The organism is Nakamurella sp. A5-74 (genome assembly GCF_040438885.1).
Lineage (GTDB): Bacteria > Actinomycetota > Actinomycetes > Mycobacteriales > Nakamurellaceae > Nakamurella.
Genome location: NZ_CP159218.1, coordinates 3,396,494 through 3,421,272, shown reverse-complemented (window position 1 = coordinate 3,421,272; position 24,779 = coordinate 3,396,494). Strand labels below are relative to the sequence as shown.

18 protein-coding genes are annotated in these 24,779 nt (G+C 69.7%); 12 read left to right on the top strand and 6 right to left on the bottom strand.

The window, feature by feature from the left end; translation table 11 throughout:
* Nucleotides 1-195: 195 nt before the first annotated feature.
* On the bottom strand, nucleotides 196-1,830 hold the full coding sequence (locus ABLG96_RS15750) for an acyl-CoA carboxylase subunit beta (protein ID WP_353651539.1): 1,635 nt from the start codon (nucleotides 1,828-1,830) through the stop codon (nucleotides 196-198).
* A 201-nt stretch (nucleotides 1,831-2,031) separates the two neighbouring features.
* Here ABLG96_RS15750 and ABLG96_RS15745 point away from each other — a divergent pair, with 201 nt between their 5' ends.
* The 7 genes from ABLG96_RS15745 (at nucleotide 2,032) to ABLG96_RS15715 (ending at nucleotide 11,152) form a co-directional block, all read left to right on the top strand.
* Nucleotides 2,032-2,946 (top strand): biotin--[acetyl-CoA-carboxylase] ligase, encoded by a 915-nt coding sequence (locus ABLG96_RS15745; protein ID WP_353648288.1) that lies wholly within the window; start codon nucleotides 2,032-2,034, stop codon nucleotides 2,944-2,946.
* Between the two features lie 32 nt (nucleotides 2,947-2,978).
* Nucleotides 2,979-3,671 carry a YggS family pyridoxal phosphate-dependent enzyme gene (locus ABLG96_RS15740; protein WP_353648287.1) on the top strand — a complete coding sequence of 231 codons (693 nt, stop codon included), beginning with the start codon at nucleotides 2,979-2,981 and terminating at the stop codon, nucleotides 3,669-3,671.
* A 199-nt stretch (nucleotides 3,672-3,870) separates the two neighbouring features.
* Nucleotides 3,871-4,713 carry a PH domain-containing protein gene (locus ABLG96_RS15735; protein ID WP_353648286.1) on the top strand — a complete coding sequence of 281 codons (843 nt, stop codon included), beginning with the start codon at nucleotides 3,871-3,873 and terminating at the stop codon, nucleotides 4,711-4,713.
* Nucleotides 4,714-4,723: 10 nt separating this feature from the next.
* Nucleotides 4,724-5,671: a hydroxymethylglutaryl-CoA lyase gene (locus ABLG96_RS15730; protein WP_353648285.1), complete on the top strand. Its 948-nt coding sequence runs from the start codon at nucleotides 4,724-4,726 to the stop codon at nucleotides 5,669-5,671.
* A 703-nt stretch (nucleotides 5,672-6,374) separates the two neighbouring features.
* On the top strand, nucleotides 6,375-8,405 hold the full coding sequence (locus ABLG96_RS15725; RefSeq protein ID WP_353648284.1) for a VCBS repeat-containing protein: 2,031 nt from the start codon (nucleotides 6,375-6,377) through the stop codon (nucleotides 8,403-8,405).
* Between the two features lie 152 nt (nucleotides 8,406-8,557).
* Entirely contained in the window at nucleotides 8,558-9,499 is a 942-nt protein-coding gene (locus tag ABLG96_RS15720; RefSeq protein WP_353648283.1) for a hypothetical protein, read from the top strand.
* Between the two features lie 108 nt (nucleotides 9,500-9,607).
* Nucleotides 9,608-11,152, top strand: coding sequence for an acyl-CoA carboxylase subunit beta (locus tag ABLG96_RS15715; protein WP_353648282.1), 1,545 nt, complete (start codon nucleotides 9,608-9,610; stop codon nucleotides 11,150-11,152).
* Nucleotides 11,153-11,402: 250 nt separating this feature from the next.
* Here the strand turns inward: ABLG96_RS15715 and ABLG96_RS15710 are convergent, their stop codons facing one another.
* Complete coding sequence (locus ABLG96_RS15710) at nucleotides 11,403-11,924, bottom strand: GtrA family protein (protein WP_353648281.1); 522 nt, start codon at nucleotides 11,922-11,924, stop codon at nucleotides 11,403-11,405.
* Between the two features lie 131 nt (nucleotides 11,925-12,055).
* Entirely contained in the window at nucleotides 12,056-15,757 is a 3,702-nt protein-coding gene (locus ABLG96_RS15705; RefSeq protein WP_353648280.1) for a sigma-70 family RNA polymerase sigma factor, read from the bottom strand.
* Nucleotides 15,758-16,198: 441 nt separating this feature from the next.
* On the opposite strand from ABLG96_RS15705, the gene ABLG96_RS15700 reads away from it, so the two are divergent.
* From ABLG96_RS15700 to ABLG96_RS15680, 5 genes are all read left to right on the top strand, one after another.
* Nucleotides 16,199-16,942 (top strand): hypothetical protein, encoded by a 744-nt coding sequence (locus ABLG96_RS15700; RefSeq protein WP_353648279.1) that lies wholly within the window; start codon nucleotides 16,199-16,201, stop codon nucleotides 16,940-16,942.
* 27 nt (nucleotides 16,943-16,969) lie between these two features.
* On the top strand, nucleotides 16,970-18,247 hold the full coding sequence (locus ABLG96_RS15695) for a 5-(carboxyamino)imidazole ribonucleotide synthase (RefSeq protein ID WP_353648278.1): 1,278 nt from the start codon (nucleotides 16,970-16,972) through the stop codon (nucleotides 18,245-18,247).
* A gap of 137 nt (nucleotides 18,248-18,384) precedes the next feature.
* Nucleotides 18,385-18,867: a 5-(carboxyamino)imidazole ribonucleotide mutase gene (purE, locus tag ABLG96_RS15690; RefSeq protein ID WP_353651538.1), complete on the top strand. Its 483-nt coding sequence runs from the start codon at nucleotides 18,385-18,387 to the stop codon at nucleotides 18,865-18,867.
* A gap of 162 nt (nucleotides 18,868-19,029) precedes the next feature.
* The gene (locus ABLG96_RS15685; RefSeq protein WP_353648277.1) at nucleotides 19,030-19,593 is read left to right on the top strand and encodes an excalibur calcium-binding domain-containing protein; all 564 of its coding nucleotides are present in this window, start codon (nucleotides 19,030-19,032) and stop codon (nucleotides 19,591-19,593) included.
* A gap of 189 nt (nucleotides 19,594-19,782) precedes the next feature.
* Nucleotides 19,783-20,925: an acyl-CoA dehydrogenase family protein gene (locus ABLG96_RS15680; protein ID WP_353651537.1), complete on the top strand. Its 1,143-nt coding sequence runs from the start codon at nucleotides 19,783-19,785 to the stop codon at nucleotides 20,923-20,925.
* On the opposite strand, the gene ABLG96_RS15675 is transcribed toward ABLG96_RS15680, so the two are convergent.
* The 3 genes from ABLG96_RS15675 to ABLG96_RS15665 form a co-directional block, all read right to left on the bottom strand.
* Complete coding sequence (locus tag ABLG96_RS15675) at nucleotides 20,918-21,538, bottom strand: hypothetical protein (protein WP_353648276.1); 621 nt, start codon at nucleotides 21,536-21,538, stop codon at nucleotides 20,918-20,920. The genes ABLG96_RS15680 and ABLG96_RS15675 overlap by 8 nt on opposite strands.
* A gap of 170 nt (nucleotides 21,539-21,708) precedes the next feature.
* Nucleotides 21,709-22,446: a TIGR03089 family protein gene (locus ABLG96_RS15670; RefSeq protein ID WP_353648275.1), complete on the bottom strand. Its 738-nt coding sequence runs from the start codon at nucleotides 22,444-22,446 to the stop codon at nucleotides 21,709-21,711.
* Nucleotides 22,446-24,299 (bottom strand): LCP family protein, encoded by a 1,854-nt coding sequence (locus tag ABLG96_RS15665; protein ID WP_353648274.1) that lies wholly within the window; start codon nucleotides 24,297-24,299, stop codon nucleotides 22,446-22,448. The genes ABLG96_RS15670 and ABLG96_RS15665 overlap by 1 nt, the downstream gene beginning before the upstream one ends.
* Nucleotides 24,300-24,779 lie beyond the last annotated feature (480 nt).

The window sequence follows — 24,779 nt, the reverse complement described above, 5'->3', positions numbered from 1 at the left end:
GACTCACAGTGCCCGATGGTTCGCCGCCGCTGTCGCTGCGGGCCACGCGTTGGGGCTCCTGCGTCGCGCCACCGCGCGTGTCCTGCGCTCCTGCGCGACTCACGGCGCCTGATGGTTCGCCGCCGCTGTCGCTGCGGGCCACGCGTTGGGGCTCCTGCGTCGCGCCACCGCGCGTGTCCTCCGCTCCTGCGCGACTCACAGTGGGATGTTCCCGTGCTTCTTGGGCGGCAGGCTCTCGCGCTTGTCCGCCAGGATTCTCAAGGACCGGGTGATCACCCGACGGGTCTGCGACGGGGCGATGACCTCGTCGACATACCCGCGTTCGGCCGCGATGAACGGATTGGCCAGCGCATCCTCGTATTCCGTCTGCAGCCGGCCGCGCAGCGCGGCAACCTCGTCGGAGGCGGCGCCGTGCTCGTCCTCCGCTGCCTTGATCTCCTTGCGGTACAGGATGTTCACCGCGCCCTGGGCGCCCATCACGGCGATCTGGGCGGTCGGCCAGGCGACGTTGATGTCGGCCCCGAGATGCTTGGAACCCATCACGTCGTAAGCTCCGCCGAATGCCTTGCGGGTGATCACCGTGATCAGCGGGACCGTTGCCTCGGCGTATGCGTACAACAACTTCGCGCCACGCCGGATGATGCCGTTCCACTCCTGGTCGGTGCCCGGCAGGAAGCCGGGGACGTCGACGAACGTCAGCACCGGGATGTTGAACGCATCGCAGGTCCGCACGAACCGAGCCGCCTTCTCCGAGGCGTCGATGTCGAGGGCACCCGAAAGGTGCTGCGGCTGGTTGGCGACGATGCCGACACTGCGGCCGTCCACCCGACCGAAACCGACCAGCACGTTCGGCGCGAACAGCTCGTGCACCTGCAGGAGCTCGCCTTCGTCCAGCACGGCCCGGACCGCGTCGCTCATGTCATAGGCCTGCATCGCAGAATCGGGGATGAGCGTGTCGAGTGCCTGGTCGACGTTGGTGAGCTCCTCGCCGGCGCCGCTGCCGAGCGGAGGAGTCACCGACAGATTGTTGTCCGGAAGGTACGACAGGAGTTCCTTGACGTAGTCGAGGGCGTCCTGCTCGTCCGTGCCGAGGTGGTGGGCGACCCCGGATCGGGTGTTGTGGGTGCGGGCTCCGCCGAGCTCCTCGAGGGTGACGTCCTCTCCGGTCACCGCGCGGACCACGTCGGGGCCGGTGATGAACATCTGCGAGGTCTCATCGACCATCACCACGAAATCGGTGAGCGCGGGGGAGTACACGTGGCCGCCGGCAGCGGCGCCCATGATCACCGAGATCTGCGGGATGACGCCCGAGGCGTGCACGTTGCGCTTGAAGATCTCCGCGTACAGGCCCAGCGAGACGACACCCTCCTGGATCCTGGCCCCGCCACCCTCGTTGATGCCGATCACCGGTCGGCCGGTCTTGAGCGCGAAATCGAGGATCTTGACGATCTTCTCGCCATACACCTCGCCGAGCGAGCCGCCGAAGACGGTGACGTCCTGCGAGAACACACAGACGTCGCGGCCGTCCACGGTTCCGTACCCGGTGACGACGCCGTCGCCGTACGGACGTCTCGTCTCGAGGCCGAAGCTGGTGGACCGGTGCCGGGCGAAGGCGTCGAACTCGACGAAGGAACCGGGATCCAGCAGCATGTCGATGCGTTCGCGGGCCGTGTGCTTGCCCTTGGCGTGCTGCCGCTCGACCGCGGCCTCGGAGCCGGCGTGCACCGCCTCGGAGATCCGGCGCTCGAGGTCGGCGAGCTTGCCGGCGGTGGTGTGCGGGGCGTCGATCCTGGTGGGCGGAGGGTGCGGGGCTTCTGCCTCAGCGGGCACCGCGTGTGGGGCTTCGGGCACGCCCGCGGTGCTCTGCGCGCCGGGATGCTCGGCAGCGGTGTTCGGGGCGCTCGTCTCTGAATCGGCCACGTGGTCATAGTGCACGTCCGGAGCGTACGGATCACCTCCGGGCCGCGACGGTGTCGTCGCTCTCACAACGGTGCCCACTCGCCGGGACGGCTGGGGACCTACAGTGCCGGAGTGCCTGTGAATCCCCGTCCGACCTCGCCGCTGGACGCCGCTTCGGTGACGGCAGCGCTCGGTGCGGGGACGCCCTGGCGGGTGCGCAGCATCGGCACCACCGGCTCGACCAACAGCGACCTCGCCGCCGAGTACCTCGCCGGCACGATCGCGCCGGGGCAGGTGCTCATCGCGCAGGAGCAGACGGCGGGTCGCGGACGGTTGGGCCGCGGCTGGCAGGCGCCCTACGGCAGCTCGCAGATCCTCTCGGTGCTCGTCAGACCCGATGGGGTGCCGCTGGCCAAGCGCGGCTGGATCGGCGCGCTCCTCGGCCTCGCCCTGGTCAACGCCATCGGTGAGCGCTGTGGGATCAGGGCGCAGCTGAAGTGGCCCAACGATGTCGTGCTCGGCGACAGCAAGTGCGCCGGCATCCTCGCCGAGGTGGTGGGCGATGCAGTGGTGGTGGGCGCCGGACTGAACCTGGACGTACACCTCGACGAGTTCCCACCGCCACCGATCGGGTCGACATCCCTCCCGCCGGTGTCGCTGGACACTCAGGTGCCGAATCATGCATCGCTCGAAAGGGTGGAGCTGGCCGCGGCCACGCTGCGCAGTTTCACCGTTCTGCTCGACATGTTCGTCGCTGCAGGAGGTGATGCTGTTGCCTCCCGGATCCGGTCGCTCTACACGCTTCAGTGCCGCACGATCGGGCGAGCGGTTCGGGTGGAATTGCCGGACGGTACCGCCGTGGTCGGTGTGGGACACGACATCACGGACGACGGTGCGCTCGTGGTCCGGACCATCGCGGCGGACGGAGCGTCCTCCCTCCGGACGTTCAACGCCGGCGATGTGGTGCACCTGCGTCCGATCGATCCGCCTGATCCACCGGGGCGACCGGGCGCGCTGCCCGTCTGGGATGCGCTCGGCGGTCGCTGACGTCCGCCGGCCCGCTGCTAGCGTCGGTTCCTGTGAGCGCCACCGAGGGACCCGATGTCGCCGCGCAGATCGACGTCATCCACGGGCGGATCGCTGCCGCAGCCACCGCTGCCGACCGTGACCCTGCGAGCGTCACCCTGCTGCTGGCCACCAAGACGATGCCGGCCGAGGTCATCCTGACCGCTCTGCGCAGCGGCTCGACGCTGATCGGCGAGAACCGGGTGCAGGAGATCACCGAGAAGGCCGACGCACTGGCGGCCGTTCCGCACACCACTCACCTGATCGGTCATCTGCAGCGGAACAAGGTCGGGGCCGTGCTGCCGTTCATCGACTGTCTGCAGAGCCTGGACTCGGCGGATCTCGCCACCAGGTTCGAGCGGCGGCTGGCCGAGCACGAGCCGGATCGGGTGCTGCAGGTGATGGTCCAGGTGAACGTCTCGGGGGAAGCCTCGAAGTCGGGGGTGGCGCCCGAGGATGCGGCGGAGCTCATTGCGGCGGTACGTGACTGCCCGCACCTGCGGCTGACGGGGTTGATGACGATCGGGCTGAACAGCCCCGACGAATCGGCGGTGCGGCAGGGCTACGCATCGTTGCGTCAGCTGCGGGACGAGCTGGTCCCCGGCGGTGAGCTGTCGATGGGGATGAGCGGCGACCTGGAAGCAGCGATCGCCGAGGGCGCCACGATCGTCCGGGTGGGTTCGGCGGTGTTCGGCCGACGCTCCTGACGACCGCTGGGTCCGCGATGGTGGCGGCGAGACGACCGTTGGGTCCGCGATGGTGGCGGCGAAACGACCGTTGGGTCCGCGAAGGTGGCGGCGAAACGACCGTTGGGTCCGCGAACCCCCGTGGTGAGGTCGGGGCGGCGCGGTAGGTTCTTCGCAGGGGCTTCCACCGGGGGAGCACCGTCGGACCACGAGGTGGATCATGGCGTACCCGGATCATCTGCTGTCCCGCGGTGAGCGCGTCGTGCTGCACAAGCATCCGCACTGGAAAGTGCTGGCTCTGCCCGTCCTGGCGTTCATCATCGTGGTCGGTGGCGGTTCGGCACTGGCCGCCTGGGTCAGCCACTGGAACGATGTCGGCTTCACCAGCCACCCACAGTGGTACATCGGCATTTCCGTGGTCGGCGTCCTCCTGCTGATCTGGTGGGTCCTGGTGCCGTTCCTGCGGTGGGGGACCGAACATTTCGTCATTTCCAGCTCCCACGTCTTCTTCCGCACCGGCATCCTCAAGCGTCGTGAGCACCAGATCCCGTTGAGTCGCATCCAGAACATGGAGACGGAGGTGACCTTCTGGGGTCGGCTGCTGGGCTTCGGGTCGCTGATCGTGGAGTCTGCTGCCGACCAGCCGCTCGAGTTCGACAACGTCGCTTCCCTCGGCCAGGTGCAGGCGACACTGAACCAGCTGATCTCCGACGATCGCGGAAACCGCGGAGTCGAGTCGAGCGACGGCATGGGCAGCTCCGGTGACTATCCGGCCGGTGCCAGGGATTCCGCATCCGACCAGGACGCACCCCGTCGCCTCGCCGCCGGTCGCCGCTACGCACCGACCGTCGCCGACGAGCAGTACGCCGACGAGCAGTACGCCGACCAGCAGAACACCGACGAGGGCTACGCGGCCCAGCCGGATCAGGGCTACCCAGCCGAGACCCACTTCGATCCGGCACCGCGCTCGAATCCGGCACCGCGCTCGAATCCTGGACCGGATGCGCCGCCCCAGGCGTTCGACGATCCGCGCAACTCGCACGATCGACGGCCGCGGCAGTGACCCGCTCCTCGTGACCGTGCCGCCAGGGTTGCCTGATCCGACGCCGTCGCCGGGGCTGCCGTCCCGGGTGACGATCGTCGAGGTCGGTGCGCGTGACGGCCTGCAGAACGAGAAGACGCCGATCACAACGGCGGACAAGGTGCGGTTCGTGCACGCTCTTGCCGATGCCGGCCTGCCGGTGGTGGAGGTGACCAGCTTCGTCAACCCGCGCTGGGTACCGCAGCTGGCGGATGCTGCCGAGCTGTTCCCCGCGATCGAGCAGCGGCCCGGTGTGCGCTACCCGGTGCTGGTGCCGAACGAACGCGGGCTGGACGGCGCGCTGGCCGCCGGGGTGCAGGAGATCTCGGTCTTTGCGTCTGCGACCGAGACCTTCGCGCAGCGCAACCTGGCCTCCACCCTGGACGACCAGTTCGCCATGTTCGCGCCGGTCGTGGGCCGGGCTCGCACTGCAGGGCTGCGGGTCCGCGGGTACCTGTCGATGTGTTTCGGCGATCCCTGGGAGGGACGCGTCGCGCGCTCCCAGGTGGTGGCTGCGGCCGCCAGGCTGATCGAGCTGGGATGCCAGCAGATCTCGCTCGGCGACACCATCGGGGTGGGGACGGCCGGTCAGGTCCGGGCGCTGATCGGTGACCTCGTCGCTGCCGGAATCGGGGTCGACCGGCTCGCCGTCCACTTCCACGACACCTACGGTCAGGCGCTGGCCAACACCCTGGCGGCCCTGCAAGCCGGCGTCACCGTGGTGGACGCCTCGGCCGGGGGTCTGGGCGGCTGCCCCTATGCCAAGTCCGCCACCGGCAACCTGGCCACCGAGGACCTGGTCTGGATGTTGGACGGGCTCGGCATCGCACACGGCGTCGATCTCGGAGCGCTGGTACGAGCCAGTACCTGGATGGCCGGGCTGCTGGGTAGGCCGTCGCCGTCCGCGGTCGTCCGAGCGCTGACCCCGCCACCGGACTGAGCGCAGGCACTGTCCGAGCCGCGCTGGGGGAATGTCACCCACAGTGACAACGCGCTCCCGGCCGACCATCCGTCGGTTCAGACGGGTGGACTTCGTTTCCCGCAGTCCCAACAGTCCCTTTCGACCCATCGGCCACGGTGAGAAGGCGGTCGGCGTGTCATACCCTCGGCGGGTTCGGCACGGGCCGTCCGTGCCGGGACCACCGAGAGGCCGCCGCATGTCGCACCCCGCTCGCCCCCGTCGGCGCCGATCGGCGGCACCTCTGTGTGCCGCCGCGCTCGCTGCCCTGCTCGCTGCCGTGCTCACGGTGTCGGTGGCACCCGCTGCAGCCTCGGCGGCTCCGGTGCCGCCCGCGGTTCCGAGCACAACGGTTTCGTCGGCGACGGCGGTTCCGTCGGACACCCCGGCGCCCTCGTCCTCCGCAGCCGCGGTTGTCGCGGCCCCGTCGGCGACCGGAGCTGCCACCTCCCCGATTCCCCCAGAGCCCTCGAGTCCGGCTGAACCTTCGACCCCGTCCCCGGCGCCGTCAGAACTCTCCCCGTCCCTGTCCCCGACATCCCCGCCCGCTCGCTCTGCAGAGCCGACCGCTGCTCCCTCTGCAGAGCCGACCGCCGCGGGGCCGTCAGCTCCCGAGCAGACGGTCCCCACCGGGCAGACCGAACCGTCCGACCAGGCTCCCGCCGGTGCCACCGACGGTATTGCGGTGGGAGATCTGTCCACCCCCGTCACCAGGATCCAGGTCTCACCCAGGATCCCGGACCAGCCGACGGCGACCGCCGCGGAGGGTGCCACCCGTCGCTACTTCGGCTCACACCCGTGGACCGCGATCGGCAATGCCGCCACCGCGGCGTCCAAGTGCACCGGTCTGACAGCCGCGGAGCTGCGGGCCATGGCGGTGGCACCGATCTTCAAGGAGTCCGGGGGCGCCGCCACCTCCAGCACCGCCCCGTCGCCGATGACGCTCTCGCGGTACGACGAGTGGACCGGTGTGCGCGCCGGCAACACGAACGCGAACGCCAACTACGGCCTCTATGCATTCCGCGATCCGTCCACCGCATACAAGCGGGCCTACTGGACGCCGGGGATCGGCATCTGGCAGTACGACAGCGCCGGAGTGGGCGCGCCGTTCACCGCTGCCGAGCGGATGGACGTCGGGGTCATCTCGGTCGACGTCGTCTCAGGGATGCGCGACCGATGGTGCTCTCCCGGCGGGTGGATCAACCATGCGGCACCGTTCTCCGAGGCCGAGCGGCGGGCCGCCGCCTGGGCCCCCTGGTGGTACACCGACAACGGCGGCTGCCCGCTGTGCGAGCAGGCGTACCAGGACATGGCGCCGGGAACGAGCCTCGCGTTCGCCAACATCAGCACCGTCGCGATGGACCCGGCCGGGGGCGCCCAGCTGCGGACCTGTCGGCTCTCCGGCATCGCCGGCACCCTGCCCTGCTGGTACGTGGATCCGGCGCAGGCGCAGGGCGCGTCGTGGTGGGCAGCCCTCACCCCGCTGGACGGGGGTTCCCCGACCGACGCACCCGCGCCGCTGTCGGCACCGTTCTACGACATCAAGATCGGTGGCCAGGAGAGGCGATACTGGCTGCAGGCGGACACCGGCTACAACGTTGATGTGAGCGGGACCCGCACCCTCGGCAAGAACGCAAGGCCGAAGGACAACCAGAGCGGCTCGGGCATCACCTGGTCCGCAGGCGGGGTGCTCTGCGACGTCACCGGCCGCCGCGGATCCTGCGACCCGTCGATCCCGCCCAGCGGCGTGAGCTCGACCCGGTTGCTGGTGGACGGTATCGGCCTCACGGTCAGATCATTGGACGCAGACGGTGACGGCCGCGGCGATCTCCTGTTCTACCGCTCCGGTCCCGGGACCGCAGATCTGTGGACGGCCACCAGCACCCCCGGCAGGTTCACTTCCCGCACCCTGAGCTTGCTGCCGGGTGCGCAGTTGGTCATCGCCGACATCGACGGGGACGGTGGTGACGACATCGTCAGCTACCGCTCCACCGTTGAACAGGTCAAGATCGTGCGCGTCAAGGCGGGCGTGTCCATCCTGCAACGCATGGGCTCACACCGATCCGTGTTCGCCTTCAACCCCGATGGCGACAACCGGCAGGAGCTGTTCTTCTACGCCCCCGGTTCGCTGACCGACGTGATCTGGAAATGGACCGGCGGTAACACCTTCAGCAAGACGGTCCGGAAGATGGATCTGAAGTTCCAGCCACTGGTCGGCGACTTCAACGGGGACGGCCGGGACGACATCTTCTGGTACGGCGCCGGGCGGTCGGTGGACGTCATCCACTACAGCCGGGCCGGCGGGAAGTTCACAGCGAAGTCCGTCAAGGTGGATGGCACCTACCGTCCGGCCGTCGGCGACTTCGACGGGGACGGCAGGGCCGACATCCTCTGGTACGCACCGGGTTCCGGCGCCGACTCGGTGTGGTTCGGCAGTGCCACCGAGGCGTTCACCGGCACGCCGGTGGCGATGGGCGGCGACTACCGTCCGCTGATCGTCGATCTACCGGCCGACGGTCGCGACGACGTCGTCTGGTTCGGTCCGGGCGCCGACTCCGACCGGTGGACGCGGTGGTCCACCGGACGGGTCCCGAGCACGGTGGTGGCCGACCTCGGCGGGACCCAGCAACCGGTCGTCGGGACGTTCGGCGCCGATGGTCGGGACGGGATCTTCTGGTACGGATCGGGCAGCGCAGCCGACTGGTTGTGGCGCTGACCTGCGCTGCTGTCGACATGCCGTCGGTGTGATCCCGTCCGGTGGACCCGCTCGGGGCATGACGAACGCGGGCACTGTCCGTACTCTCGACAGAGGTCCGATCGGGTTGCCGACCCCCTGTGGGGTGGCAGTGAGCTACAGGCGGTGTGTGGGTGTCCTCTGGGCGACAGTCCCTGGTGAGGCTGACGGCGCGCACTGTGCTGCCCCTGGTCGCGGCGTTGATGCTCGCCGCGGCGGGGTCGCAGGTCGCCACCGCAGCACCGGCGCCCGCGGCCGCCGCGGCGGAGATGACGCCGCAGGCCGCCGTCGACCTCGGTGCTGCGCAGGCGCAGAAGGCCCAGGGGGTGCGGACCTATGCCTCGGTGATCGATCTGGAGACCGGTCAGGTGATCGCGCAGACCGACAACGCCGATGAACAGGTCGCCTCCGAATCAGTGGTGAAGATCCTGCTCGCGGCTCACTACCTGGTGAAGTACGACGGGAAGCTGCCCGTCGACGTCGACGCCGACCTCGCGGAGATGATCAAGTACTCCGACGACGACATCTGCAGTGCCTACTGGGATGCCGACGGCGTCACCGCGATCGCCCGGCGGTACTTCCTGAAGAACACCGAGGTGAATCCCGACGACCCCGGCAGGTGGGGCGCCACCCGGATCACCGCCCACGACATGTCCTCCTTCCTCTACCAGGCATCGCTCGACCCGGTGGTCGGCCCGTGGCTGGTGAAGGCGATGCAGTCGACAGCCGACGTCGGCCTGGACTTCTTCGACCAGAACTTCGGCTTCAACTCGCTGGACGGAGCGGCCAGCAAGCAGGGGTGGGGGAGCGACAACTTCTCCGACCAGGCCAATGCCGTGCACTCGGTCGGCATCACCGATCGCTATGCGGCAGCGATCCTGCAGACGGGGCCGTCCGGCACCTACCGCACGATGGGAGCGCTGGCGACCAACACCGTCGAGCTGCTGATGAGCGCCGATCGACCTGCGGTGCCGGTGGCGACCGCGGGCGCCGCACCCCCACTCCCCACGTCGCCCACCGGAACCGTGAGTCTGGCCGCCGGCGTGAAGCTCTGGCTCACCGCGATCACCTTCTGACAGCCTGCTCGTGCTGGGCGCGCTGGTCGGAGTGGGTCGGTCGGCGGCGCCCGCGGCTCGAATGCTCCGGTCCTGAAAGTTAATCGCGGATAACCTAAACTCTTTTCCATGAGCGACGACGCCCAGCCGGGTCCAGACCACACCTTCAACGCCCTCTCCGCGCGGGTGGAGGTCGGCGGTGCCACTCGGTACCACGAGTCGAACGCAGCCAAGGGCAAGATGTTCGCTCGGGAGCGCATCGCCGTGCTGGTCGACGAGGGCTCGTTCGTCGAGGACGGCAAGTACGCCAACGTCGAGGCGACGGGACTGCCCGCCGACGGCGTCATCACCGGCACTGCGCGGATCGGTGGCCGACAGGTCGCGCTGATGGCCAACGACTCGACAGTCAAGGCCGGGTCCTGGGGTGCCCGGACGGTCGAGAAGATCATCCGGATCGTCGAGAAGGCCTACGCGACAGGTGTTCCGATGATCTACCTGGTCGATTCGGCTGGTGCCAGGATCACCGATCAGGTCGACCTGTTCCCCGGGCGCCGCGGGGCCGGCAAGATCTTCCACAGCCAGGTGCGGGCGTCCGGGTCCATCCCGCAGATCTGCGCGCTGTTCGGGCCGAGCGCCGCCGGCGGAGCCTACATCCCGGCGTTCTGCGATCTCGTGGTGATGGTCGCCGGCAACGCTTCGATGTACCTGGGCAGCGACCGGATGGTCGAGATGGTGACCGGCGAGAAGACCACCCTGGAGGAGATGGGCGGCGCCAAGATGCACACCTCCGTCTCCGGGGTCGGGCATCTACTGGCCAAGACGGAGACCGAAGCGCTGCAGATGATCTCGCAGTACCTGGGTTACTTCCCGTCCAATTGGACACAGTCGCCGCCCGCGCAGCCGGCCGCCGGCCCCGGCAAGGGCGACCTGCGCGCGATGGTGCCGGAGTCGGAGCGTCAGGCGTTCGACATGCGGCGCTACGTGAAGGCGCTCCTGGACGACGGGTCGTTCTTCGAGATCCACCCCGACTGGGCGAAGGAGCTCACCGTCGGGCTCGGTCGGTTGGACGGCGAGGTCGTCGGGGTCGTCGGCAACAACTCGATGTTCCGCGGCGGGGTGCTGTTCGTCGATTCCGCCGACAAGGCAGCCCATTTTGTCCAGCTCTGTGATGCGTTCTCGATCCCGCTGGTGTTCCTGTCCGACGTCCCGGGATTCATGGTGGGGACGGCCGTGGAGCGCCAGGGGATCATCCGGCACGGGGCGAAGATGATCACCGCCATCTCCGAGGCGACGGTGCCGAAGCTGTGTGTCGTCGTCCGAAAGGCCTACGGCGCCGGGCTGTATGCCATGGCTGGTCCGGGATTCGATCCGGAGGCGACGCTCGCGCTGCCGACGGCCAAGATCGCGGTGATGGGTGCGGAGGCCGCGGTCAACGCGGTCTATGCGGGCAAGATCGCGCAGATCGAGGACGAGGCGGAGCGGGCCGAGTTCGTCACGCAGCGGCGGGCCGAGTACGAGCAGGACATCGACATCGTGCGACTCGCCTCCGAGCTGGTCGTCGACCAACTCGTGGAGCCGGAGAACCTCCGGGACGAACTCATCGCCCGGCTGTTGGCGGCGGTCGGCAAGGACCGCTCGTTCTCCCGCCGCCGGCACGGCGTCACACCCGTCTGAGCACGCCTGCCCGACGTTCGCGGACGTGACGGTCGTTTGGGCTGGTGGATCGCGGACGTGACGGTCGTTTGGGCCGGTGGCTCGCGGACGTGACGGTCGTTTGGGCTGGTGGCTCGCGGACGTGACGGTCGTTCGGGCCGGTGGCTCGCGGACGTGACGGTCGGTTGGGCTGGTGGTTCGCGGTCTTGTCGGTCGGTTGGGCTGGTGGTTCGCGGAGGTGACCGTCGTCAGGCCTCGGCTGCGTGGTCGCTCAGCGGACGGGGGCGGCGACGTCCGGCGCGTCGGGATCGACCGTCTCCGCGTTCTCGGAGAAGTCCTCCGGGAAGACGTAGCGCCGGTACGCCCAGTAGCGGAACACCATGCCCACCAGGGTGCCGATCACGTTGGCGGAGATGAAGTCCGCGAAGGTGACGACCCACTGCGGGTGGTTCGCCAGGTTGAATCCGAAGGCGTAGCGGGACAAGGCCAGCGGGACGAGGTTGATGGCCAGTGCCAACCCGTTGACGACGAAGAACAGCGCCGCCTCGTGCCGGCGTTCGCGTCCGCCCCGGCTGCTGAAGGACCACTCACGGTTCAGGACGTACGACAGCACCGTGGACACCAGGATCGAGATGATCTTCGCGGTGATGACCTTCTCGGCCAGGATGGTGTGCGAGAGCAGGGTGAAGATGCCGGTGTCGACGATCCAGGCGGTGCCGCCCACCACCAGGAACTTGGCCAGCTCCCGATACTTCGGCGGCAGGTGTCGACGGACGGTTTCGATGAGCGGCACCGGGCGAGTCTACGCATCGGGACGGGCGGACCTCCGGCGAACGGAAGTCTCGGTGGAGCCGGGCGTCCGACCTGACGGGCGACCCATGGATCAGGCGCTGGGGTGTGCAGGCGTGTACTCGGGTCAGCGGGTCAGCGCGGGGTGATGACCGGGCCGACCACCAGTCCTCGCGCAGTGTCGTCGTTGGTCGACCAGGTGACGACGTCGTCCGCGGACGACAGCCCCGCACCGTCGGTGAGCTGTACGACCTCAACGATCAGGCCTCCCACGGCGTCGTACCAGCTGCGCAGCCAGCTCGTCGGCTGCGGAGCCCCGAGATCGAACAGCGAGGCTGTGGTGCCGGGGACCTGGGCGATCGTGTGGTCCACCCGGACGACGTCCAGGGAGTCGTCGACCTGAACGGTTGCCGGGCTCGAGACGGAGGCGTCGGTCCACAGCACGACGACCGTCCAGCCGCCGATGGCACCCTCTGGTGCGCTGACACCCAACTGGGCTGCTTCTCCGGCAGTCAGCGCTGCCCGCGCGCCATCGTCGAGCACGATCGGTGCGGTCCGGTATTTGGCGGAATCGACGGTTTTCAGACCCGATGGTGGGCCCAGAGTCAGCGGGGTACCTGCAGTCGCGTCGGCCCCGGAGAACAGGCTGATGCCGGAGTCGGCGGGTACCAGGTCGGTCCGCCAGTTCCAGACGAGCTCCGCCCACAGGATCGTGGCCCCCACGGGAATGTCGGTCATGCAGGCTGTCGGTGCCTTCGGACCGGCTGGTGCAGCACCCTGGCACGCCTGGTCGAGTGCCGCTCCGGTGGCGCTCACCTGGAACGGGCCGGTCAGCGAGATCGGGACGGATCTCGGAGCGACCGTGATGTCCCGCTCCGCAGTGAACCTGCCGATGCTGATGGTTGCGGTGTCGCGGCGGGCGTCGGGCAACGGGTTGACCGCGACCTCCACCGTGGCGGTGGGAAAGCCGTCCGTGATCGTGACGTCGGCCGGGCAGTCGAGCGTCGAGTCCGAGGACGCGTCGCATCCCGAGCGAATGTTCGCCAGCAGGATGCGGTCGCTCTTCCAGGCGACACCGATGCGGCCTGGCAATGTGGAGCTCGCAGCGCCGGTGACGGTCACATCCAGGTTTCCCGACACTCCGGCCGTCAGCGGCGAGAGCGTGATGGTTGGCACCGCGGGTGCCACCGCCACCGACGTGGCCCGGGTCAGATCCCCGCTCGTCACCGTCAGAGTGAGCGTGTCTGAACGCAGCGCTTCCAGCTGGACGACTCCGGTGGTCTTCAGGGCAAGGGTGACCGTGACGGTGGCAGTTCCTCCCGCACCGATGACAGGGAGGGCGCACCCGGCATCGGTGCAGCCGTCGACCGCCACCGCACGCCTGACCCTGGCCGCGGATGTCACCGTCGCGCTGACCGACACGGGCGTCAGCAGGTCTGATCGGGCCGTGAGCTTGGCATCGGTGAGATCCGCGGTGCCGGTGTTCTTGATGTCCTGCACGAGGGTGACGGTGCCGACGCCGAGATCAGCCGCGACCCCGACCTCCGAGTCGAAGGTGATGACGGGGGCCGGCACCGGCAGCACTTCGGTGGGCGGCGGCGGTGGCGGCGGCGTGCTGGTGGTGGTCGCTGTGGTTTCCGACGTGGTCTCCGGGGGCGGATCCGTCGTGGTCGTCGGGTCCGGGTGGGTGGTGGTCGGGTCGGTGGTCGGAGTCGGGGTCGGGGTCGCGTCGGTGGTCGGGGCGGTGGTCGGAGTCGGAGTCGGGGTCGGGGTCGGGGTCGCGTCGGTGGCCGGGGCCGGGGCCGGGGCCGGAGTCGGAGTCGGGTCGGTGGTCGGGGCGGTGGTCGGAGTCGGGGTCGGGGTCGCGTCGGTGGCCGGGGCCGGGGCCGGGGCCGGAGTCGGGGCCGGGGTCGCGTCGGTGGTCGGGGCGGTGGTCGGAGTCGGGGTCGGGGTCGGGGTCGCGTCGGTGGTCGGGTCGGTGGCCGGGGTCGGGGTCGGGGTCGCGTCGATCTGCGTGGTGGTCGGCTCGCCGGGTTCGGTCGGCGCGTCGGTGGTGCCGACTGCAGGATTCGTGGTCGGGGCGACGCCGGTCTCGGTGTTCAGCGGGACCGGCTCCGGAATGACCGGGGCTGCCGAAGTCTGCGGGGCTGCCTCCGGGTCCGGTTCGATGATCGGGAGCGGAACCTGCTCGATCGGCGTCGGCGTCGGCGTCGGCGTCGGCGCGGTGGTCCTGGCCGTCGCCGCGGTGCGGGCCGAGGTCCGGATCACCACGGTGCCGTTCGTGGCTGCAGGAAGAGCCGGCGGGGTGCGCACGGTCGAATCGACGACCACCGGGGCGGGTGTTGCCACGTCCGGCGCCGGGAGCTGGGTGGGGGTACCCGCGAGTACGGCGCCGGCGACCGCCGCGCCGCTCATCGTGGATCCGGCGACCGCCAGCACCGTCTTGGGCAGACCCACCAGCAGCGTCCCGAGTCCGCTGAAGCCGGAGGTGATACCGACCGCCGCGAGGCCTGCTCCGATCCCGCCGACGGACACGAGTCCGATGCCGGTCCCGGTGGCGAGCCCCGCTCCGACCGCACCTGCTCCGATCGCGCCTGCTCCTACGGCGGCGCCTGCCCCTACGGCGCCTGCTCCTACTGCACCTGCTCCTACTGCACCTGCTCCGGCAGCGCCGGCAGCGACAGCGCTCGAGCCGGCACCCACCGCCGCGGTGCCAACGGCTGCGGTTCCACCGACCGTGGTCCCCGCCGCGGCCGTACCGACCACGGCCGTTCCGCCGCTTCCCGCCGCGGCCGTCGTGCCGGCCACTGTGGTTCCGGAGGTAGCTGCAGCGCCTGACGTGACCGCGGTGCCGGATGTTGCTGCGGTGCCGGATGTTGCTGCGGTGCCGGATGTTGCTGCGGTGCCGGACGTAGTCGCGCCCACCGAGGTGCCGGCGGCTGCGCCGCTCCCGGCTCCGGTGGCTGCGGTGCCGGTTCCGGCTGCTGCGGTGCCGATGAGCCCGATCTTGGCGATCGCCGTCGCCGGTCCGACCAGCTTCAGATAGGCCAGCGCGGCTCCACCCAGCAGCAATGGTGCCAACAACGCGCGCATGCCCGAGTTGATCTGTCCGAGTTCGGAGGCCAACGAGCGGCAGTCGGGACAGGAGTCGAGATGGGCATCGACCGCGATCCGCTCGCGACGGGACAGACCGGCTCTGGTCCACGCGCCCAGCTTGCCCACGACCGAGCTGCACTGCTCGGCTTCGGTCTGCATCAGGTGCGCCTGCAGGTAGGCCTCGCGGAGACCTTCGCGAGCCCGGAAGGCGAGCGAGGTGACCGCGTTGGCGCTCAGCCCGAGCAGTTCGCCCGTCTTGGCTGGGGAGTAGCCCTCGACGGTGAGGTACCAGAGCACTGCCTGCCAACGCTCGGGAAGTGACTGGTACGCCTGGCCGACCATCCCGTTCTCGGCCTGCAGCATCACGACGTCGGGGTCGGAGACCGCGGAGTCGAACGCGGTCTGGTCGTCGGTGAAGGTGACCCGCTTGTCGCGGCGGAACCGGTCGTTGGCGGTGTTGCGCACCGTGGTGAAGACGTAGGCGCGGAATGCGGCATCCGGGCCCTTGCCCTCGAGCAACCCGTCCAGCACCCTGGCGAAGGCCTCGGAGACCAGGTCGTCGGCGCCGGCGCCGGGAACGATCTGCCTGGCCAGGTTGGTGGCCGCTCCGACGTGACGGCGATACAGCTCGGCGAAGGCCTGACGGTCGCCGCCCCTGACCCTGGTGATCAGTTCGGGATCGCCGGCGGGGGGGCCCATCGAGCCGGATTCGGCGAGGTCGAGATCCCGATGGTCCGTCACGGTGCGCTTCCTCCTTCCCGCTGCGATGTCCCGGAGATCATCTCACCCGGACGGCCCTGTGCGAAGGCCCCCGGGTGGATCGGGGGTGGAGCGCCGGCGTGGCTGCCGGCACGCTGATTGTGCCTGGTCAGATCCCTGTTGCCGGCCCGGAACCCGGTGTCGGTCCTGCGCACCTCCGCGTGGCCGGACATCCGCCGAACAGGTGAGTCGACCCGCTCGGACCCTCGTTCGCGGGGGAAGCCTGATGTGTCACCCTTCCGGGCACAGTGGCTACCGGTGGATCCGCGTCATCCCGGGTGGGTGAATCAGCCATCGGCGGCGTGACGGTCACGTGTTCCGTTCGTCGTACAGGCGTGACAGGGTCGATCTCGGCCCGCGCCCGGCCGAGGAATGCGTGATGGAGTACGACGTGGGCACTGCAGGACCAGAGAGGAGACGCCCATGACGTCCGGAACCCCTCCGGTGGCCGGCGATTCGCTCCGTGCACAGTGGTGGGAACTCGCCTCCGGCCAAGGCTGGGCCACCGAGGTGGAATGGCGCCTGCAATCGGTGGATGCGCTGTGCGAGGCGCTCGGCGACGGCCGCGATCCGTGGGCCGCGGCGGAGCGTCTGGGTTTCGAACGGGCAGCCGCCTCCATCCCGCTCAGTGAGGCCCTGGCCGACATCGATCTGCTGGCATCGCTCGTCAGTACACAGATGGCCGAGGCGTTGCGACGAGCGGTCTCGTTGGGGTGGTCGGCGCGCACGTCGACACCCCCGATCGGGATCGTCGATCCGCTCACCGGACTCACCAGCCTCGGCTATCTGCAGGTGCGGCTCGGCGAGGTCTACCGCGCACTGGGCGCGAAGCGCCTGCAGCCGGATGAGGTCGCCCTGGTGCTGGTGCGGATCGAATCGACCCAGTCCGGGCTCGGCCGGAACCTGCCCATGATGCTGCTCGCCGAGGGCATGCGGGGCATCTTCGACGCCGGCGAGACGCTGTCGGTGGTCTCCGAGACGACGATGGCCATCCTGGCCAGACGGGATGCCGAGCTCGCCCGACGGATCGAGCTGGGCCGATCGCTGGCACAGCGGGTGATCGATCGCGACCGGCACGGCGCCGGATCGACGGTGCGGGCCTGGATCGAACCGTTACCGGGAACGGCGGCGTTGGCCGCGGAACTGCTGGAGTCGTCGGGGCGCTGAAAGAAGTCACCCGTAGGCTGCGCAGTCGTGGATTCTCGTACCGGACTGCCCAGGGTGGGAATGGTCGGCGGCGGCCAACTCGCCCGGATGACCCACCAGGCCGCCATCCCGCTCGGCCAGAGCCTGCGGGTGCTGGCGCAGCACGCGGATGATTCCGCTGCCCTGGTCGCGCCGGACGTACAGCTCGGTGGTCACACGGATCTGGACGCGCTGCGCCGGTTCGCCGCCGACTGCGATGTGCTGACCTTCGACCACGAACACGTCCCGGGCGAGCACCTGCGGGCGCTGCAGGCAGACGGGGTGCTCGTGCATCCGGGGCCGGATGCGCTGCAGTTCGCGCAGGACAAGGCCCTGATGCGGCAGCGGCTCCAGCAGCTCGGCCTGCCGGTGCCCGCGTTCCGCGTGGTGCAGGGCGACCCCACCGAGGCGATCGTCGAGTTCCGGGCCGCGTGCGGTGATCCGGTCGTGGTGAAGACGGCTCGCGGCGGGTACGACGGGCGAGGCGTCTGGGTGGTGCGGGCGGGGGAGTCGCCCCAGTGGCCGTCCTCGGACATTCCCTGGGTGCTGGAGGAGTTCGTCCCACTGCGACGCGAACTGGCCGTCGTGCTGGCGCGCTCCCCGTTCGGTCAGGCGGCGATCTGGCCGGTGGTGCACACCGTGCAGGAGGACGGGATCTGCGTCGAGGTGATCGCACCCGCTCCCGGGCTGTCCGACAGGATGTCGGCTGCGGCCAGCCGATTGGCAGCCACCGTCGCCGAGCAACTCGATGTGGTCGGGGTACTCGCGGTCGAGCTGTTCGAGGTGGAAGCCGGCGACGCCTTCCCGGACGGCCTGGTGGTCAACGAGTTGGCGATGCGTCCGCACAACTCCGGGCACTGGACGATGGACGGTTCGGTGACCTCGCAGTTCGAGCAGCATCTGCGGGCCGTACTGGACTATCCGTTGGGCAGCACCGCATCCAGGGCCGAGGTGACCGTGATGGGCAACGTGCTGGGCGGACCGGACGACGGGCCCGGAGCGGGGATCGGCATCGACGAGCGGATCCATCACCTGTCCGCCCGCTACCCGCAGGTGAAGATCCACTGGTACGGCAAGGGAATCCGGCCGGGACGCAAGCTCGGCCACGTCAACGTGTGCGGTGACCGGCTGGCGGCGGACGGCTCCGACTCCGTGCCGGAGTTGCGCCGGATCGCCCGCCTCTGCGCGGACTGGTTGGGGAGCGGGGTCTGGACCGACGGTTACGAAATCCACGGTGGCACAACGCTTCCGACGCACGAGCTGCAACGCGATGAGGAGTCGGGATGAGTGGGATCGAGACCGGAGCGGCTGGCTCAGCCACCGATTCATCGGCCGGTGCGCCGGCGGGAACGTCGGTGGGCTCGCCGGACGGTGCATCGGCGGGACCGTCGGCGGAACGGCCCGATGCGCCGGTCGGGCTGGTGATGGGAAGCGACTCCGACTGGGGTGTGATGAGCGCGGCGGCCGACGTGCTCACCGAGTTCGGCGTGGCGTTCGAGGTCGGTGTGTACTCCGCGCACCGCACTCCTCAGCGGATGCTCGACTATGCGACAGGCGCTGCGGCACAGGGGTTCCGGGTGATCATCGCCGGAGCCGGTGGGGCAGCGCACCTGCCGGGCATGATCGCCTCGGCCACCACCCTGCCGGTGATCGGGGTACCGGTACCGCTGCAGTACCTGGACGGGATGGACTCGCTGCTGTCGATCGTCCAGATGCCGGCCGGCATCCCCGTCGCCACCGTGTCGGTCGGCGGCGCGCGCAATGCCGGTCTGCTCGCGGTGCGGATGTTGGCCAGCGCGCCGGACGCTCTCGGCGCCGAGCTCACCGGCAAGCTCGCAGCCTTCGCCCGCGACCTCGAGCGGATGGTGCTGGAGAAGGACGCGAAGCTCCGGGCTCAGCTCGACTGATATCTGCACCCACGGGTGAGTGTTCGAAGGGGCTTGACGGGTGACTCGAGCGGCCGTACCGTCTCGGCCCACTGGGCTGAACGGGTGATCGTCTGCTCCGCATGGTGATGTGACGGTGCTGGATGACCCCCGTCGCGGACCGAAGGTCGTCGAAGGGGAATCGTGCCGCAGCAGCGAAGAGCAGTCCTGTCCGCGTGGGCCGGGCTGGTGGTGCTCATCGCACCTCTGGCCGTGGCGTGCAGCAATGCCGAGGACGCTCCGGTGAGGCAGAGCGATGTGGTGGCCGTGGCTGACGTGCGCCCCGGGTCCACCGGGACCGTGAAGACGGTCCGCACCACGGTGATCCAGACGAAACCGGTCACGAAGGCGTCCATGAAGACGATCTCGAAGACGGTCACGCAGACCCGGACGATCACGCAGACCCGGACGATCACGCAGACCCGGACGATCACGCAGACGAAGACCGTCACGGCCGCGCCGCAGACTGTCCGGGTCACCGCGTCGCCGACCACCGTCACAGTGCAGGCTCCCGCCACGACTGTCACCGAGACCTCCGTGCAGACGGAGACGGCCGCCGCCGCGGCGCAGGGCCTCGCGGAGACCGGCTCGGTGTACTACGCGAACTGTTCGGCTGCCAGGGCTGCCGGTGCCGCTCCGGTGATGGCCGGCGATCCCGGTTACCGCTCGGCGCTCGATCGCGACGGGGACGGCATCGGCTGCGAGTGAGCTTCGGCGCCGGAGGTGCTCGCACCGACGCTGCTCCAGGGTTCCACTGCTGCGCGGCTGACCGGGCGGACCACCGGGCCCGGTCCAGCGGGCCGGTCTACGATCGTGGTTACCGGCCGGTAACGTGGCCGGTCGCCGGTCGGTGATGATCGGCTGATCCGAGCACAGGAGCACCGCGTGACCGCAGAGCTGTTCGCCCTCACCGAAGACCACCGGGCCATCCGGGAGGCCGTGCGCGAGATCTCCGAGAAGGAGATCCTGCCGTTCGCCGCCGAGTGCGACGAGCACGAGCGCTATCCGATCGAGGCCCAGAAGGCTTTGGTCGCTTCGGGTTTCAACGCAGTGCACATTCCGGAGGTATACGACGGGGCCGGAGCTGACGCCGTGGCCACGGTGATCGTCATCGAGGAGGTTGCGCGGGTCTGCGCGTCCAGTTCGCTGATCCCGGCCGTCAACAAGCTGGGCTCGATGCCCGTCATCCTGTCCGGATCGGAGGAGCTCAAGCAGCAGGTGCTGCCGTCGATCGCTTCGGGTGAGGCGATGATCTCCTACGCGCTGTCGGAGCGCGAAGCGGGTTCTGACGCTGCTGCGATGCGTACCCGCGCCGTCCGCGACGGTGACGACTGGGTGCTGTCCGGCACCAAGTGCTGGATCACGAACGCCGGCGAGTCCACCTGGTACACGGTGATGGCCGTGACCGACCCCGATGCGGCGAAGAAGGCCGACGGCATCTCCGCGTTCGTGGTGAAGTCCGACGATCCCGGGTTCGTCGTCGGGACGAAGGAGCGCAAGCTCGGGATCAAGGGATCACCGACCCGGGAGATCCACTTCGAGCAGTGCCGCATCCCTGGGGACCGGATCATCGGTGAACCCGGTACCGGGTTCCGGACGGCATTGCTGACGCTCGACCACACGCGGCCGACGATCGGCGCCCAGGCCGTCGGGATCGCCCAGGGCGCGCTGGACGTCGCGATCGCATACATGAAGGAGCGCAAGCAGTTCGGCAAGGTGATCGCCGAGTTCCAGGCCCTGCAGTTCATGGTCGCGGACATGGCGATGGAGATCGAGGCGGCCCGCACCCTGGTCTACCAATCCGCTGCTGCCACCGAGCGGGGTGACGCGAACAAGGGTTTCCTGGCCTCGGCCGCCAAGTGTTTCGCCTCGGACGTCGCGATGAAGGTGACCACCGATGCGGTCCAGCTGCTCGGCGGCGCCGGCTACACCCGCGACTTCCCGCTCGAGCGGATGATGCGCGACGCCAAGATCACCCAGATCTACGAGGGCACCAACCAGGTGCAGCGCCTGGTGATGGCGCGGAGCCTGCTCAGGTAGGGACGGTGTGCCCGCTCGGCCCTGGCGCCGACGGAAGGAGCTCGACAGCCAGGTGCAACGCTTCCTCGTATCCGCCGCCGCACTCCACCCGAGTGATGTCGTCGAGGTCATAGCTGGTGGTGTCCGTCTCCCAGACGGCTTCGGGGGTGATCAACCGCATCCCGACCCGGTCGTCGTCGAGGTCCACCAACGTTCCGATCACACAGCTGTCGGGATTCTCGAGCTCCCTGAACAGTGTGACGAGCGGGGAGCTCCGAGCAGCTGTTTCGATGGCGCTCCGTACCGAGCCCAGCTCCGGACGGTCAGGCACCGTCGGCGGCCAGTGCCCGCGTGCTCTCAGCGCGCGGTTGGGAAAGCAGTCGGGATCCGCATCCACCGACACCTGATGCACGTCGTCCAGCGGAACGAAGGTCCAGCCGTCCGGCGACAACCGGTCCGACAGACGGACCATGGCGACCCAGCCGTCGCCGACGGCCACCACATGACCGAGGATGTCGTCGGATTCGGGGATCGTCCGCCCGACCACCACGTGGAGCTGGGCTTCCTGCGCGACGAGCAGTCGCTGCTCGAGTGATCCCGCTCGCTCCCCGGGGAACTCGATGATGTCGGCCACACCGCAATGGTCGCAGGCCGAGGAGCCGGATGCGATCGGGTTCGCAGGACCCGCGTCGCCAGCGTGACGGCCCGAGCCGTCGCACGTCGATCTGGGTGGCTGTGTAGGGGAAGACGCTGTGCTGACAGCGGCGAACCGCCGAGCAGCGGGCGATGCAGGATCCGGTCGGCTCAGCCGGCGAACTGCACCGAGCAGTGTTCGGTGGCGGCGATCGCGGCCACATCTGCTGCAGGATCGGAGATCTGGACGATGACACCGTCGGCGAGCAAGGTGCCCAGCAACAGTCCGACGGCGGGCTCGGGCAGAGTCCACGGTGCGGTGCTTGCCACTCTGATGCCGCTCCAGAACGCGCCGGCCGAACTGCGGGCGATGGCCAGCACCTCGCCGACACTGCGGATCCGACCATCAACAGACAGCGCCGCAGACTCGGAGGTGACCGCCGGTGGCGCGTCGAATCTGTCGGCCTGTCCGAGCACTGCAGTGGTGAAATCGCGCTGGTGTGCCGCCACCTGCCGCGACGGGGCGCCGAGCGGGTGTCCGGAGACCACGAACACGTCGTCGGCCACCGCGTCGTCACCGTCGGCGACGAAGGCCACGGCAGCGTCAGCATCGTCGTCGGGTGTCACGACAGCCCCGTTCCACCAGCAGCCCAACAGGATCGGCAGGCTCTGCCAGAAATCGGCGGTCCGCACCGACACCACCGATCCGGGGCTGAGCCCTAGTTCGTCGCGCAGCAACCCCGCCACCTTGGCCGACCAGTTCCCCAGCGAGGCCGTCGACAACTCGGTGCGACCGAGGGGGCTGTAGGTGACCAGCCGCGGAACGTGCAGATCTGCCCGCAGCAGCGGGCCGAGCACCACGTCGGTGACACTGCCGGCGCCGATGTGCGCTTCGGAGGGGGAGGCCATCAGTTGATGCACGCAACGCCGTCGATACTGTCCGGCACGGCGCCGGCAGCTGGGAGAACAACGACAGGTGCTGCGGCGCCCGCGACGGCGGGAGTGCCGTCGCCAGCGAAGGCAGGCAGTGCCGCCCGCAGGCCGGACGGAGCCGGAGCATCCTTGCCGGCGACGACCAGCACGTGTCCGGCAGCGACGTCCCCGCTCGGGGTGGCGGTGCCGAAACCGAGGGCGGCGACGACGGCATCGGCATTCGCCTTCGCCCCGGACGGATATCGCACTTCGGTGGTCTCCAACTGGTTGGAGTTGCTCTTGCCCGGCAGGTCGGCCGGCTTGGTGACCGTCATGCCCTTGCCCTCCAGGATTGCCGCGACGCTCTTCCCGAGAGCGGCGGTCATCGTGCCGTTCTGCACGTCGACGGTCAGCTTCTGCGCCGCTGCGCTGGTGGTGGCCCCCTTGCTGCCACCGGTTGACGACGCAGAGCCGCGGATCTTCGCGAAGAAGGCCTTCACCTCGGCGGGGTCGGCGGCCAACGCGTCGGTGCCGGCATCGACCGCCGCGCCGTGGGTCGGCAGCGTCTCGAAGGTGATCTGCCCGCCACTGAGCGCCTGCATCTGCTGGCCGAGGGTCAGCAGATCCAGGCCCTTGTCCATCACCAGGGATTGTTGGGCGGCGTCGGCCAGGGAGGGGATCGTGGTCGGCGCAGACAGCACCTTCTTGATCGCCCCGGACAGGAACGCCTGCTGGCGTCGCACCCGGTCGAGATCACCCCCGGGGAGACCGTGGCGCTGTCGGACGAAGGCCAGGGCTGACGTGCCCTCGACCTCCTGGAGTCCGGCCGGGAAGTCGGCACCGGAGAACGAATCGCTGACGGCCGCCTTCAGACAGACCGGAACTCCTTGCAGCGCAGTGCTGATCGTGTAGAACGCGATCAGGTTGACCTCGGCGAAGTGGTCGATGTACATGCCGGTGAACTTGCTGAGGACGGAGATCAGCATCTGTCGGCCGGCCTCACTGGAGCGTCGCTCGCGCTCCGCCCCGGTGACGCCCTGCGACGTCAGGTACTGGGCGGAGTAGGTCTTCGCGGTGCCGTAGAACGCGTTGATCTTGTTCGGCTTGTACTCACCCTCGCTGCCGTCCGAGTACGGGCCCTTCACCGTCGAGGTGACGGACTCGTCGATCCAGGTGTCACGGGGGATGGAGACAGCTGTCGCCCGTGCCCCGCCGGCCGGGATGTGCAGCAGCATCAGGGTGTCGGTGTTGGTTCCGGAGCTCTCCGTGGTCGACACCAGCTTGAGCTCCTCTGCGTTCAGCGGGGTGCCGTCGGCATGCGAGCGGGAGTCGGACCCGACCAGCAGGATGGTGATCCCGCCGCCGGGGATCTTGTCGACCTGGGTCGCATTCGTCTGGGCGTCGGAGGTGCCGCCCTGGTTCACGAAGTAGCCGATGCCGGTGACGAGCAACAGTGCGACCGCGGCGATCGTGGACACGATGCGGGACGCGAGGATGCCGCCCGGGGTGCGTCGTCGGCCCGAGCCGTCGTCAGGTCCGTCGGAGCCGCCGCCGAGCCGGACCGGCCCACGCGGTCCGCCCGGCCCCCCGGGACCACCCGGCCCCCTGGGACCTCCGGGACCTCCCGGACCGCCGGCGACCGGTGGGGCCGAGGGCATCATGCGGGTGGCCGGACGACGATCGTCCAGTTCCGACCAGGCCTTGCTCGGCGGTCGAGCACTGGCCGGCTGTTCGGGTGTCAGTGCGGTGGGCCCGGCGGCGACACCGCTGCGGTCGGTGGTGCCCGGCCGGGCGGGATCGACGGGCAGCGCCGCGCGGAGTGACCCGGGCGGGACCGGACGGCGACCCACCTGACTGGCATCCCCAGGAACGGCGCCCCCAGGAACGGCGCCCCCAGGAACGGCGCCCCCAGGAACGGCGCCCCCAGGAACGGCGGATGCAGCAGTCGGGGAGACAGGTGGTCGGGCGCCTGGCGAGGACGGTGGTCGACCGACGTCGCGCTGGACGCCGGCCCGCGGGCCCGGCGGCGGCATCTGAGGCCCACGGTCGGGCGGACCACCGGGTGGTGGGGGCTGGGGCGCGGCGCCACGTGGGGGTGCCTCCGGTCGAGGACCCTGGGCGCGGGGAGAGACGGGTTGCCCCGGGCCTGCCGAGCCGGCGCCGGCGGACCGGGCGGGGCCGACAGGATCCGCGGGGCCGGCCATGCCTGCGGGACGGGCGGGACGTGCGGGGCCTGCTGAACCTGCGGGGCTGGAAGCGTCGGCACCGGCGGGTGGACCGGTGCGTGGACGGCCGGACGGGTCGCCCGCGCCACGCGCTGGATCCTCGGC